This is a genomic window from Streptomyces sp. NPDC003943, from assembly GCF_053605265.1.
Genome location: NZ_JBSGIW010000009.1, coordinates 69368 through 81878, shown reverse-complemented (window position 1 = coordinate 81878; position 12511 = coordinate 69368). Strand labels below are relative to the sequence as shown.

The following is a 12511-nucleotide window of genomic DNA, read 5'->3' as shown; positions in this document are numbered from 1 at the left end:
GCCGGGGACCCGGCCGGGGGTTCAGGCGAGTGCGCCATCGTTGACCTCACTGACGATTCGGCGGAGCGCGCCCCGGTCCACCTTGCCGTTGGCGTTCCGGGGCAGGGAGTCGAGGTGCTCGAAGCGGCGGGGCACCAGATGGATCGGCAGCGTCCCGCGCAGCGCGCGGATCAGCTCCATCCGGCCGGTTTCGCGCCCGGTGTAGCAGGCCACCAGGTCGGTGACGCCGTCCTGGGCGACGCCCAGCACCACGGCCTCCGCCACCGCGTCGAGGCGGCGCAGCGCGGCCTCCACCTCGCTCGGCTCCACCCGGTAGCCGCGGATCTTCACCTGGTCGTCGAGCCGGCCCCGGTGGACCAGCTGCCCGTCCTCGACCCGGACCCGGTCCCCGGTGCGGAAGTAGCCGTCGTCCGTGAACCGGCCCTCGTCGTCATCCGGGTCCAGATAGCCGTCGAACCGCTGGGGGCCGCGCACCCACAGCTCGCCCGTCTCCGGGTCCACCCGGTGCTCCAGACCCTCGTAGACCCGCCCGACGGGGACGGTGCCGTTGGAGGTCACCGGCCACCGCGAGGGATCCTCGGGAAGCCGGAACTCGGCGCAGGCGATGGTGAGTTCGGTCGGGCCGTACAGGTTGTCGACGGGTGCTCCCGGCGCCACGGCGTGCCACGCCCGCGCCTGCTCCAGGGTGAGCTGCTCGCCGCAGAAGACGCTGTGACGCAGGGCCGGCGCCCGGCCCGCGGCCGGTGCGCCGGCGGTGAGCTGTCCGAGGCCCGCGCTCACCGAGACGGCCGAGGGCACCGAGAACCAGTGGGTCAGCTCCCGGCCGTTCAGGTAGTCGACCGGCGCGAACAGCTCGGCCCGGGACGGCACCACGAGCGTCGCCCCGCCGCCCCAGGTGACGAACAGGTCGTACACCGACAGGTCGAAGGTGAGCTCGAAGGTGTGCGACATGCGGCAGCCCGGGCCGACCCCGAAGCGCGCGATGTTGTGCGCCAGGAACGGCAGCACCTGCCGGTGCCGGATCGGGATGCCCTTGGGCCGGCCGGTCGTGCCCGAGGTGAAGAGCAGATAGGCGAGTCCGTCCCGATCCGCCACGTGCGGCGCGAGCCGCCCGCCCGGAGTCGCCGCCCGGACCTCGTCGTCAGCGAGCGGCAGTACGGGACGGCCGCCGGCCCACCCGTCCCCGGCGCGCCGGGCGGCGGCCGCCTCGGCCACCACCACGTCGACGCCGGCCGCCGCGCAGATCGCCTGGTTCCGCGCCGCCGGGTAGTCGGGGCCCAGCGGCACGACCGCGGCGCCGAGCCGCAGCGCCGCGAGATAACCCGCGTACGCGACGAGGCTGCGGGCTGCGAGCAGGCCCACCCGCTCGACCGGGCCGTGCAGCTCCGCGATCCGCTCCGCGACCGCCTCGGCGGCCCGCAGCAGCTCGCGGTAGGTCACGGGGCCACCCGCGGCGCCGTCCGGGAACTCGACGGCGGGGGCGTCCGGGTGCCGCGCCGCCGAGGCCGCGAACACCTCGTACAGACTCCGGGTCATGCGCCGCTCCGCAGGAACGCCGCCTGCCCCCGCACGGTCGGATGCTGGAACAGGTCGGTGGCGCGCAGCTCGCCCGGCGTCAGCTCGTTCAGCTGCTCCCACAGCAGCAACAGCAGCAGCGAGTTGCCACCGGCGTCGAAGAAGCCGACGTCCAGGGGTATCTCGGCCTCGTCGTAGCCAAGGGTCTCGGCCCAGGCCGCCCGCACCGGGCCGATCAGCTCGTCCGCGTCGCTCACTTCTCGTCCTCCTGTCGCCGACCGTCGCCGATCAGCGCTGAAATCCTGGTCTCGGGAGCCGCGGTCACCGCGGCGAGCAGCCTCTCGTACCGCGCGGCGGCCCGGGCGACGGTCTCGGCGTCGAAGAGGTCCCGGTCGTACTCCCAGATGAACTCGACCGCGTGCGTCGTCGCCCGGTCCCGCTGCCCGATCGTCTGCTCGGCGCGCGGGATCGCGATGACGTTGAGGTCGAACTTGGCGCTGCCGTTGCTGACGCCGGGCGTGACCTCGACCTCCAGGCCGGGGATCCGCACGGCGCGCGACGGCGAGTCGTGGAACGCGAACAGCACCTCGCACATCGGCTGGCGGCCCCGGACCCGGGGCGGGCGCAGCGCCGCCACCACCCGGTCGAAGGGCAGGTCCTGGTGCTGCAGCGCGCCGAAGGTGGTCTTCCGCACCCGGCCGAGCAGCTCACGGAACGACGGGTCGGCGCGCAGATCGGCCCGCAGCGCCACCGTGTTGACCAGCATGCCGAACATGCCGTCGACCTCGGGACGGGTGCGGGCCGCCATCCCCGTGGCGACACAGAAGTCGTCCTGTCCCGACCAGCCGGCGAGCAGCACCTGGAACGCGGCGAGCATCACCGAGAACAGCGGCACCCGCTCGCGCGCGGCGAGCGCGCGCACCGCGTCGGCCAGCTCGGCCGGCACCGTGAAGCGCGGTGCGTCACCGGTGAACCGGCGCTTCGGGGTGCGGGGCCGGTCGGTGGCCAGGTCGAGGAAGTACGGCACGCCGTCGAGCTGCTCGCGCCAGTACGCGAGCTGCGCGGCGGCTTCCGGACCGTCCAGCCAGGCACGCTGCCAGACCGCGAAGTCGGCGAACTGGACGTCCGGTTCGGGCAGCGGCGACGGCTCACCCGCCGCGAACGCCCGGTACAGCATGCACAGTTCGTCGACGAAGAGGTTGAACCCCCAGCCGTCGTGGACGAGATGGTGCTCCAGGTGCAGCAGCACATGCCGGTCGTCGGAGGTCCGCAGCAGCCGCCAGTGCACCAGCGGCAGCCGGTCCACCCGGATCTCCGCCACCACCGCCGCACGGATGACCTCGGCCTCCGCGGCCGCCCCCGCCCCGCGCAGGTCCTCCACCGGCAGCTCGACCCGGTACGGCGGGTGCACCACCTGCAGCGGGCCGTCGGGACCGTCGGCGAAGGTCGTGCGGTAGACCTCGTGGCGCCGCACCACCTCGGTGAGCGCGGCGGCCAGGACCTCGGGGTCGAGCGTCCCGGTGAACTCGATCTTGGCCTGGAACTGGTAGGCGAGCATGCCGGGCTGCAGCTGCTGCATGAACCAGAGCCGTTCCTGCGCGCTCGACAGCGGCAGCGGCACGGTACCGTCGCGCGGCACCGGACGGATCAGGGCGATGTCGTTCATCCGCGTCCTTCCGTGGCCGCCGGTGTCGCTGCCGCCGGCTCCTCGGCCAGTGCGGCCCAGTCGACCGCCGCGCCCGCCGCCCACAGCCGTCCGGCCGCGGTGAGCAGCAGCTCCCACTCGGTGCGGCTCTCCAGGCGGCCCGGCAGGGTCTGGACGACCGAGGCCAGGGCGTTCGCCGGGCGGTCCGGGTGCCCGAGCGCGAGCCGGGTGAGCGCCTGACCGGGGCCGAGCTCGACGAGCATCGGGTCGGGCAGGCGCCAGATCTCGGCCAGCTCGTCCGAGAAGCGCAGCGTCCGGGACAGCTGACGGGCCCAGAAGGCCGGGCTCGTCGCCTCCTCGTCGCGCAGCCAGCTCCCGGTCACGTTGGAGAGCAGCGGGATCGCGGGCGGGGCGAGCGGCACGGTGCCGAGCAGCTCCTCCAGCGGTCCGGCCAGCGCCTCGGTCATGGTCGAGTGGTAGGCGTGCGCGGTGGCGAGCCGCTGGCAGGGCAGCCCCGCCCCGGTCAGCCGCCGGGCGCCCTCCTCGACGGCCTCGACCGGGCCGGAGAGCACCGTCTGCTGCGGTCCGTTGAGCGCGGCGAGCGACAGCGGCCCGGGGAGCAGTCCGGCCAGCGGGCCGTCGAGCGCCTCCGGTCCGGCCGCCACCGCGAGCATCGCGCCGGGCGGCAGCTCGTCCACGAGCCGGGCCCGGCCGGTGACCAGCCGCAGGGCGTGCTCGACCGGGAACACCCCGGCGATGCACGCGGCCGTGTACTCGCCGACGCTGTAGCCCGCGAGCGCGGCCGGGCCGGCGCCGAGCGCCGTCAGGGCGCGCGCCAGGGAGTACTGGAGCGCGAACAGCAGCGGCTGGGCGACGACCGTGCGGTGGATCTCCTGCGGCGCCGTGTGCCGGTCGAAGACCTCGGCCGGCTCCTCGCGGTGCCCGGCCGGGAAGAGGACGGCGTGCAGGTCCAGGCCGTGCTCGTCCGCGAGCACCCGGAAGCAGCGGTCGAGCTCCTCCCGGAACGCGGGCAGACACCGGTACAGACCGGCACCGAGCCCCGGATACTGGTCGCCGACCCCGGAGAACAGGAACACCCGGGAGGCCCGGTCGCCGGGGCCGCCGGTGAAGACCCGCCGCACGTCGCGCTTGCGCAGCCAACGCGCCGCGTTCCCGGCCGAGTCGGCGAGCACGGCGCGCCGCACCGCGCCCGGCTCCGCCGGGGGAGCGGGCACGGCCGGCAGCCGCGCGAAGCCCGCGGCGCCCATCGCGTCGAGGCGGTCGGAGAGCTCGTCCGTGGCCCGCTCCAGCAGGTCCATGGACGGCGCGGACAGCGTCAGCAGGCGCGGCGCCGCGGGTGCCGGCTCCGGTGCGGCTACGGGTCCGGATGCGGGTACGGGTGAGGGTTCGCGTACGGTCACGGCGCCACCGCCGCCCGTACCGCGTCCGGCCAGTGCTCCGGGTCCAGCCCGTGCCGGCACAGGAACGCATAGGCGAAACGTTCCAGCCCGAAGCCGGCGCAGCCGGTGAAGACCGGCTCGCCCGCCTCGCCGCCGATCCCGAAGGACCGCCCGAAGAACTGCTCGTGGTAGTTGAACGAGCCCACCGAGACGTCGCGTCCGTCGTCCAGCGGCAGCCGGAGCTCGTACTTCAGCTCCAGCAGCCGCTGCGACCAGGCGCGCGCCGCGGTCGTGTCGTTGAGGAAGAACGGATCGCCCGCCACCTCGCACCGGCCGCCCAGACCGAGCGCGTCCACCAGCTCGTACGCCCGCTCCATCAGCCGCCGGCGCGCGTCGAGCACGAACTCCGGCGTCCCGAGGAAGACGATCTCGCGGATCGTGAAGTCCCACAGGCGCTCCAGGGAGCGCCGGTACCGGGACTCGTTGCGGAACGACTTGCCCCGCGCCGTCACCACCAGCGAGCTCTCCGGCAGCGGGCCGTCCGCGAACTGGTGGTAGGTGTGGAAGCACATGGTGGGCGGCAGACAGTGGTCGAAGCCGCCGCTGTGCGCGGTGAGCGCCGCCTGCAGATCGCCGCCGCCCGCGAGGTCGTCGAGGAAGCCGCGGTAGCTGTCGACGTCGCCGTGCAGCCGCGAGACGGACATCACCATCTGCGGGAAGGACTCGAAGTAGCCGGTGCGGCGCAGCGCGTCGGCGGTGATCAGCGTCGGGTAGCGGAACTCCCGGGCGCAGAACTCCGCCACGACCAGGTCGCGCAGCAACGAGTCGAGGTGGTCCATGAGCGACAGGACGGGCTCGCCGACCGCGATCTGCCCCTCGCCCGCCTCCACGGCCGCGCCGCGCGCCACCAGCTCGTCGAACACGTCCTTCACCGGCCCGGTGTCGGCGGCCCGCCAGACCACCTTGGGCTCCAGGAACCGCTGCCCGAGCAGGTCGTTCGCGGTCACCAGGTTGAGCTTGCGGGTGAGTTCGGCCGCGTCGGCCGGCCCGTCGTGCTCCACGTCCACCGCGGTGATCTCGTCGCCCGCGTCCGAGCGGACCAGCGAGAAGCCGGTGATCGTGTCCGAGACGAAGTAGACGCGCTGGGCCAGCTCCTGGGCGAGCTCGGCGGGCAGCGCCGGCTCCAGGGGCAGCCGGGTCGTGATGGTCCTCCCGGTCACCGGGGCTCGCCCCCCGACACCGCTCCGCCCGACAAAGCCCCGTGAACGCCGAGGAGTTCGGCGAGGATGCCGCGCTGCACCGAGTTGGACCCGGCGTAGATCGGCCCGCCGAGCGCGTCGCGCAGCTCGCGCTCGATGCCGTACTCCTCCAGGTAGCCCCGGGCGCCGTGCAGCTCGACGGCGGCCTTCGCGGTCTCGACCAGGCCCTCGCTGATGAAGATCTTGGCCATGGTGGCCTCCTGGAGGGCGAGCCGGCCCTCCCGCTTCAGCCAGCCGACCCGGTAGAGCAGCATCCGGGCCAGGTCGAGGCGGATCTTCATGTCCGCGATGGGGTGCGACACCGCCTGGAAGGAGCCGAGCGTCCGGCCGAACTGGCGACGCGTGTTGGCCTGCCGTACGGAGGTCTCCAGGAGCCGCTCCATGGCGCCCACGTGCGGGGCGAACATGAAGGACCGCTCCCACTCGATGGTCGAGGTGAAGACCGGGTAGCCGGCGCCCTCGCGGCCGATCAGGTTCGCCGCGGGCACCACGGCGCCGTCGAACTCGACGACGCCCATCGGGGTGGTCCGCAGCCCCATCTTGGGCAGCTCGCGCTTCTTCACCACACCGGGCGTGTCGGCGGCGACCAGGAACGCCGACAGCTGGTCCTGCCGGCCCGGACCCGTACCCGTGCGGGCGATCGTGACGTAGACGTCCGCCACCGGGCCGTTGCTGATGAAGCACTTGGTGCCGTTCAGCCGGTAGCCGTCGCCGTCGCGCTCCGCCGTGGTGGTCATGGAGAGGATGTCGGAGCCCGCTTCCGGCTCCGACAGCGCGTGCGCGCCGACCAGCGAGCCGTCGCACAGACCGGGCAGGAAGCGCCGCTTCTGCTCCTCGGTGCCGTGCAGCAGCAGATAGATCACACAGCCCCAGAGGTGGTTGTTCACCGCGAACACCAGGCCGTTGTCGGGGCAGGCGTAGCCCAGCGCGTCCAGGGCGATCATGGTGGTCAGCGGGTCGAAGCCGCGGCCGCCGTACTCCTCGGGCACCGGCCAGCCGAGCACGCCGAAGTCCGCGCAGCGCTGCCAGTCCTCGCGCGGGAAGCGCGCACCGCGGTCCGCCTCGGCCGCGTCACGGCCGAGCTCCGCCCGGGCGAACGCGATGATCTCCCGGCGCAGCCGCAGCTGCTCCGGCGTCGGTTCGACGATCACGCGCCGCCTCCGGCAAGGGCCTTCTTGCGTTCCACGAACTCCGCGATGGCCGAGACCGAGCGGAAGTTGGCGACGGCGAGGTCCTCGCCCGCGACCGCCAGACCGTAGGTCCGCTCGACCCACATCACCAGCTGCACGGCGAAGAGCGAGTTCACCAGACCGGTGGCGAACAGGTCCTCGTCGTCCTCCACCTCCACGCCGTGCACGTGCCCGGCCAGGAACTCGCGGATCAGGACCTTGTCGTCCTCGGCGGTCACGCCGGTCGTCGTCACGTCAGCCATGGGGGTCACTCTCCCGACTCGTAGGAATGGAAGCCCTGTCCGGTCTTGCGCCCGAGGAGACCCGCGTCCACCAGTCGGGTGAGCAGCGGGCAGGGCCGGTACTTGGGGTCGCCGAAGTTGTCGTACAGCACCTTCAGGGACAGCAGGACGGTGTCGAGACCGATGAGGTCCGCGGTCTCCAGCGGACCCATCGCGTGCCCGAAGCACTCCTTGAACAGACGGTCGACGTCCGCCGCCGTGGAGACCCCCTCGTGGAGGAGGAAGGCCGCCTCGTTCACGGTGAGCATCGCGACGCGGTTCGTCACGAAGCCGGAGGAGTCCTGCACGAGCACGTGCCCCTTGCCGACCCCGTCGAGCAGCGCCCGGGTACGGGCGATCGTCTCCTCCGAGGTGTGGTGGCCGCGGATCAGCTCGACGGTGGGCTTGAGGTGCGCCGGGTTCATGAAGTGCATCCCGATCACGTGCTCCGGCCGGCCGGTCAGCCCGGCGACCCGGGTGATCGGAATCGCGGAGGTGTTGACGCCGAAGGGCACCCCGGGACGGCAGACGGCGTCGAGCTCCGCGTAGAGGGGGCGCTTGACGTCCCAGTCCTCGGTGACGTTCTCGACCAGGAAGTCCACCTCCCCGAGCCGCTTGAGGTCCAGGGTGAAGTCGATCCGTCCGGTCACCTCCTGCGGATCCCGTACGGGAGTCCCCGGACGGACCAGCGGGGCGAACCGTACGTTCCGCGCGATCTCCTCGCGCGCGGACACCAGGGCGGCCTCCGTCACGTCCACGAGCACCACTTCGTGCCCGTGCTCCGCGAACAGCTCGGCCACCCCGCGCCCCATGGTTCCGGCGCCCACCACGCCTATGCGGTCCATCCGCGGTCTCCCCTCGTCGTCGGTGTCGAAATCTGCAGGGACTCGCGGAGGGCGCGCAGGAGATCGTCCCGCCCCTCTCCTCCGCGGAAGTAGAAGTGCCCCCCGGCCGCGACCCGCAGCCCGGTCGCGGCGCTCGTGCGTGCCGTCCAGCCCTCGTACCAGGGCGACCACGGTTCCTCGCTGCCGGCGAGGACGGTGACCGGGAGGTCCAGCGGCTCGGCCGGCCCCGGGGCGTACGCCTCCAGGAGGGCGTAGTCGGCCCGGAAGCTCGCGAGCGCGTGCTCCCGCAGGCCGGCGTCCTCCCGAAGATGGGCCATGGGCTCGCCCGTGCCCCGCTCGATCGCGTCGAGCAGCTCGTCGTCCGACAGTCCGTGCACCGGCCGCGCGACCGGCGGCAGCGGGGGAGCGGGGCAGGAGGAGACGATCAGCCGTCGCGGCAACGCCCGCCCCCGGGACCGCAGTTCACGCGCGACCTCGAAGGCGACCAGGGCGCCCAGGCTGTGGCCGAAGAACACGAACGGCCGGCCGCCGTCTCCGGCGCCGTCGGGATCCTCGAAGTCGACGGCCGACACCAGGGCGTCCACCAGGGCGTCCATCCGGGTGTACGGCGGCTCCGTCCGGCGCGTGGTCCGGCCGGGCAGGTGCACGCCCCGGACCTCGGTCCCGGGCAGCTCGTCGGACCAGCGGACGTACTCGCCCGGCAGGCCGCCGGCGTGCGGGAAGCAGTAGAGGACGGTGCCGGCGTCCGGCCGGCGGTGCCGGCGGACGGTCCACCGCGTCACGGCGTGCGGTCCCGGTCGAGCCGCGACTCGATCAGCGCGGCGAACTCCTCGGCCGTGGGCGCCGTGATCAGCTCCTTGGGCGCGAGCTCCACCGGGTACGTCTCGCGGACCCGCGCCACGAGGCGGGTCGCGATGAGCGAGTCGCCACCGAGGTCGAAGAAGCTCTCGTCGGGCTCGACCTCGGGCAGGTCGAGGATCTCGGCGAAGAGCCCCGCGATCAGCTCGTACGTGGCCATCCCGTCCGCCGGGGCGTCGACCGACGGGGCTTCCACCGGCGCGGTGGCGGCCGGCACGGGTGCCGGGGGCGGGGCGGGCTGCTCGTTCCGCCCCACGGTGAACAGCCGGCGCTCGAAGGGGTACGTGGGCAGGGCGACCTTGCGCGGCCGTCGGCCGCGGTGCAGCGCCGCCCAGTCCACGGCGGCACCGGTCAGCCAGAGCCGGCCCACGGCGGCCGGATCGTCCGCCGGCTCCTCGGGCTGCCCGGCCGTCGGCCAGACCGCCCCGGGCGCGGTGACGAGCCGCTCAGGCTCCTCGCCGGCCAGCACGCGCACGGCGTCCGCGGTGTCGCTCACGATCGCGATCCGCCGGTACGGGAGCTCCCGCCGGCCGGTCTGCAGCGTCCACGCCACATCGGCGAGCGGCGTGCCCGGCTCGGCGCGCAGCCGCTCCGCCAGCCGTTCGGTGACGGCCTCCAGGGCCGTCGGGGTCTTCGCCGACAGCGGCAGCACGTACGGGCCGCCCGTGCACGGCGTCCCACCCGACTCGGCTTCCGCCGGGGGCTGTTCGAGGACGACGTGGGCGTTCGTGCCGCCCACGCTGAAGGAGCTCACACCGGCACGGCGGGGCATGCCCTCCGGCCGCCACTCCTCCGCTCGGGCGACCACCCGGAACGGGCTCGTGGCGAAGTCGATCTCCGGATTGGGCTCGCTGAAGTGCAGGCTGGGCGGGATGACCCCGTGCCTGAGCGCCAGGACGGTCTTGATCAGACCGGCCACGCCCGCGGCCGCGTCCGTGTGCCCGATGTTGGTCTTCACCGAGCCGATCCCGCAGTAGCCGCGGCGCTCCGTGTCATCGGGCCGCTCCCGGCGGAACGCCTTGGTGAGCGCGGCGATCTCGACGGGGTCGCCGAGCCGGGTGCCGGTGCCGTGGGTCTCCACATAGGTGCAGGACTCCGGCGTCACGCCCGCCACCCGCTGGGCCCGTTCGACGACCGCGGCCTGTCCGGCGATCCCCGGGGCGGTGAAGCCCATGCGGTCGGCGCCGTCGTTGTTGACCGCCGAGCCGAGGATCACCGCGTCGACGCGGTCGCCGTCGGCCAGCGCGTCCGCGAGCCGCTTCAGGACCACGACGCCGACCCCGTCGCCGCCGACCAGGCCGCTCGCGGCGGCGTCGAAGGCGCGCAGCACGCCGTCCGGCGCCTGGATCCCCACCTCGTCGGGCCCGCCCACCCCGGACGGCAGCCGCACGGTGACGCCGCCGGCCAGGGCCAGGTCGCAGTCGCCGTTCAACAGCCCCTGGACCGCGAGGTGCACGGCGACCAGGGACGTGGCGCAGGCGGCCTGCACGGCCACCGTCGGGCCGGTCAGACCGAGCCGGTGGGCGACCCGGTTGCACAGGAAGTCGGGCCCGTTGGCGACCCGTATCTCCCAGTCGGAGACCGACGGCAGCTCGGCGCGGTTCGCCCTGAGCAGCTGCGCGTACGCGTTCTCGCCGCCGCCGCCGTACACGCCGACCGGTCCGGTCAACCGCTGCGGATCCTGCCCGGCGTCCTCGAGCGCGGCGAGTGCGCACTCCAGGAACAGCCGGGCCTGCGGATTGACGATCCGGGCCTCGCGTGGCGAAATGCCGAAGTATCCCGCGTCGAACCACTCCGGATCGTCGAGCAGTCCGCGCGCGGCGACGCCGTCGGGAGCGCTGACCCGAGTGATCGAATCCTTGCCTTCGAGCAGATTCCGCCAGAACGCCTCTGGGCCGTCCGCGTCGGGAAACCTGCAGGTCAGACCTATGACGGCGATACGCCTGTCCACCGCAATCACGGCACCCCCCGTTTCCGTTCCGTGATCAACGCGTGGATCCTATGCAACCCGCAGTCGGGCCACAAGGGTTGACCTGGCGAGCCCTGGGGTGCGGGCGGGACGCTGTGATCGACTGGCTGGAAATCGCCGTTGGGTGTGCCGTCGCGGAGCCGGATCAGCCCGCCGCCGGGACCACCACGGAGGTGAGGATCAGCCCGTTCCGTACGGCCCACCGGCCCCTCATCGCCGTGAGCGGCACCCCGCCGACCTCCGGCCCCGTCCGGTGCAGCTCGACGGCGAACGTCCCGTCCTCCGGCGCGAACCTTACGGTGGCGTCCTCGAATCCCAACCAGCGCCGGGCGAGCGGGAACCACGCCTTGTAGACCGATTCCTTCGCGCTGAACAGCACCCGGTCCCAGCAGACTTCGGGCCGCTCGGCCGCCCACCGCGCCCGCTCGCCGAGCTCCTCGGGCCGGGCTATCGCGCCGAACACGCCCTCCGGCAGCGGCGCGTGGGGCTCCGCGTCGATGCCCACCGAGGCGACCGCACCCTCGCGCGCGAGCGCGGCGGCCCGGTAGCCGTCGCAGTGCGTGATGCTGCCGAGCACCCCGGCAGGCCACAGCGGCTCCCGGTGCTCACCGCTGAGTATCGCCACCGGCGGCAGCCCGAGCTCGGCGAGCGCCTGCCGGGCGCAGTGCCGCACGGTCACGTACTCCCGCCGCCGCTGCTCGACCGCCCGCGCCAGTGCCTCTTCCTCGCCCGGGAAAGGCCGCGCGCCGGGGACGTCCCCGTGCGACTCGACGACCACCACTCCCGGCGGCAGCAGCGCCCTCACAGAAAACTCACCTGGATCATGGGGGTCAAGGTACGGCCGGTTGCCCGGCGTCCCCGCTCCGGGGTCACCGGGGGGCACGCGCCAGGGGCCGGGGTCCGGCCCGGTGCCGGCTCCGGCCGCCGGTGGGAGACTGGGAGCATGGTCGGCGACCTCGACGACGAACTGCGGGCCCGACGGCACGGCGGCAGCGGTCACCGTTCGGTGCCGCACACCGCCGACGCCCAGGTGCGGGCCTGGGGCCCCACCCGCGAGGCGTGCCTCGCGGAGGCCGTGCTCGGCATGATCGAGTGCTTCGCCGAGGTGTCGGGCGTGCGGCCCACCGCCGTGGAGCGGGTGCGGCTCGCGCCGGGCAGCGACGAGGACCTGCTGGTCGGACTGCTCGACGAGTTCGTCTTCCGGCTGGAGGTGACCGGCCGGATCCCGGTGGACGTGGAGGTCGAGACCGCCGAGGAGGACGACGGCGGCCTTGACGTGCGCTCGGCGGTCGCGGAGCTGGACCAGGTCGAGATCATCGGGGCCGTACCGAAGGGCATCTCCTGGCAGGGTCTGCACATCGGGCCGGATCCGTACGGCTGGTCCTGCACGGCGATCGTGGACGTGTGACCGCTCGCGCCCGTCCGCCCGTATCGGGGCGCCCGCCCGCCGGACCGGGGACGGCCGGCCGTGAGCCCTGGCCGGACGGAGCCCTGGACGGTTGAGCCCTGGCCGGACGGAGCCCTGGCCGGACGGAGCCCTGGACGGTTGAGCCCCGGCCGGACGGAGCCT

12 protein-coding genes are annotated in these 12511 nt (G+C 73.7%); 1 reads left to right on the top strand and 11 read right to left on the bottom strand.

The features are described 5' to 3' along the window. Nucleotides 1-21: 21 nt before the first annotated feature. The 11 genes from ACWEV0_RS06210 to ACWEV0_RS06160 form a co-directional block, all read right to left on the bottom strand. Nucleotides 22-1536 (bottom strand): AMP-binding protein, encoded by a 1515-nt coding sequence (locus ACWEV0_RS06210; protein ID WP_453146923.1) that lies wholly within the window; start codon nucleotides 1534-1536, stop codon nucleotides 22-24. Then, nucleotides 1533-1772, bottom strand: coding sequence for an acyl carrier protein (locus ACWEV0_RS06205; RefSeq protein ID WP_403788632.1), 240 nt, complete (start codon nucleotides 1770-1772; stop codon nucleotides 1533-1535). The genes ACWEV0_RS06210 and ACWEV0_RS06205 overlap by 4 nt, the downstream gene beginning before the upstream one ends. Next, nucleotides 1769-3181: a condensation domain-containing protein gene (locus ACWEV0_RS06200; RefSeq protein ID WP_453146921.1), complete on the bottom strand. Its 1413-nt coding sequence runs from the start codon at nucleotides 3179-3181 to the stop codon at nucleotides 1769-1771. Before ACWEV0_RS06200 ends, ACWEV0_RS06205 begins: the two co-directional genes overlap by 4 nt. Then, nucleotides 3178-4581 carry an acyltransferase domain-containing protein gene (locus ACWEV0_RS06195; RefSeq protein WP_453146919.1) on the bottom strand — a complete coding sequence of 468 codons (1404 nt, stop codon included), beginning with the start codon at nucleotides 4579-4581 and terminating at the stop codon, nucleotides 3178-3180. Before ACWEV0_RS06195 ends, ACWEV0_RS06200 begins: the two co-directional genes overlap by 4 nt. Continuing rightward, the gene (locus ACWEV0_RS06190; protein WP_453146917.1) at nucleotides 4578-5780 is read right to left on the bottom strand and encodes a hypothetical protein; all 1203 of its coding nucleotides are present in this window, start codon (nucleotides 5778-5780) and stop codon (nucleotides 4578-4580) included. The genes ACWEV0_RS06195 and ACWEV0_RS06190 overlap by 4 nt, the downstream gene beginning before the upstream one ends. After that, a complete protein-coding gene (locus ACWEV0_RS06185) occupies nucleotides 5777-6970 on the bottom strand; it encodes an acyl-CoA dehydrogenase family protein (RefSeq protein WP_453146915.1) in 1194 nt (397 codons plus the stop codon). The genes ACWEV0_RS06190 and ACWEV0_RS06185 overlap by 4 nt, the downstream gene beginning before the upstream one ends. Beyond that, a complete protein-coding gene (locus ACWEV0_RS06180) occupies nucleotides 6967-7251 on the bottom strand; it encodes a phosphopantetheine-binding protein (protein ID WP_453146913.1) in 285 nt (94 codons plus the stop codon). The genes ACWEV0_RS06185 and ACWEV0_RS06180 overlap by 4 nt, the downstream gene beginning before the upstream one ends. Nucleotides 7252-7256: 5 nt before the next feature. Then, complete coding sequence (locus ACWEV0_RS06175) at nucleotides 7257-8114, bottom strand: 3-hydroxyacyl-CoA dehydrogenase family protein (protein ID WP_453146912.1); 858 nt, start codon at nucleotides 8112-8114, stop codon at nucleotides 7257-7259. After that, nucleotides 8102-8896 carry a thioesterase II family protein gene (locus tag ACWEV0_RS06170; protein WP_453146911.1) on the bottom strand — a complete coding sequence of 265 codons (795 nt, stop codon included), beginning with the start codon at nucleotides 8894-8896 and terminating at the stop codon, nucleotides 8102-8104. Before ACWEV0_RS06170 ends, ACWEV0_RS06175 begins: the two co-directional genes overlap by 13 nt. Beyond that, on the bottom strand, nucleotides 8893-10923 hold the full coding sequence (locus tag ACWEV0_RS06165; protein WP_453146909.1) for a beta-ketoacyl synthase N-terminal-like domain-containing protein: 2031 nt from the start codon (nucleotides 10921-10923) through the stop codon (nucleotides 8893-8895). Before ACWEV0_RS06165 ends, ACWEV0_RS06170 begins: the two co-directional genes overlap by 4 nt. Before the next feature lie 163 nt (nucleotides 10924-11086). Continuing rightward, on the bottom strand, nucleotides 11087-11746 hold the full coding sequence (locus tag ACWEV0_RS06160; RefSeq protein WP_453146907.1) for a 4'-phosphopantetheinyl transferase family protein: 660 nt from the start codon (nucleotides 11744-11746) through the stop codon (nucleotides 11087-11089). A 138-nt stretch (nucleotides 11747-11884) separates the two neighbouring features. On the opposite strand from ACWEV0_RS06160, the gene ACWEV0_RS06155 reads away from it, so the two are divergent. Continuing rightward, nucleotides 11885-12349 (top strand): archease, encoded by a 465-nt coding sequence (locus ACWEV0_RS06155; protein ID WP_453146906.1) that lies wholly within the window; start codon nucleotides 11885-11887, stop codon nucleotides 12347-12349. Nucleotides 12350-12511 lie beyond the last annotated feature (162 nt).

Bases quoted from the DNA above. Each gene is read 5' to 3' on its own strand.
- ACWEV0_RS06210 (WP_453146923.1), bottom strand. From the start codon at position 1,536: ATGACCCGGAGTCTGTACGAGGTGTTCGCGGCCTCGGCGGCGCGGCAC.
- ACWEV0_RS06200 (WP_453146921.1), bottom strand. From the start codon at position 3,181: ATGAACGACATCGCCCTGATCCGTCCGGTGCCGCGCGACGGTACCGTG.
- ACWEV0_RS06180 (WP_453146913.1), bottom strand. From the start codon at position 7,251: ATGGCTGACGTGACGACGACCGGCGTGACCGCCGAGGACGACAAGGTC.
- ACWEV0_RS06175 (WP_453146912.1), bottom strand. From the start codon at position 8,114: ATGGACCGCATAGGCGTGGTGGGCGCCGGAACCATGGGGCGCGGGGTG.
- ACWEV0_RS06155 (WP_453146906.1), top strand. From the start codon at position 11,885: ATGGTCGGCGACCTCGACGACGAACTGCGGGCCCGACGGCACGGCGGC.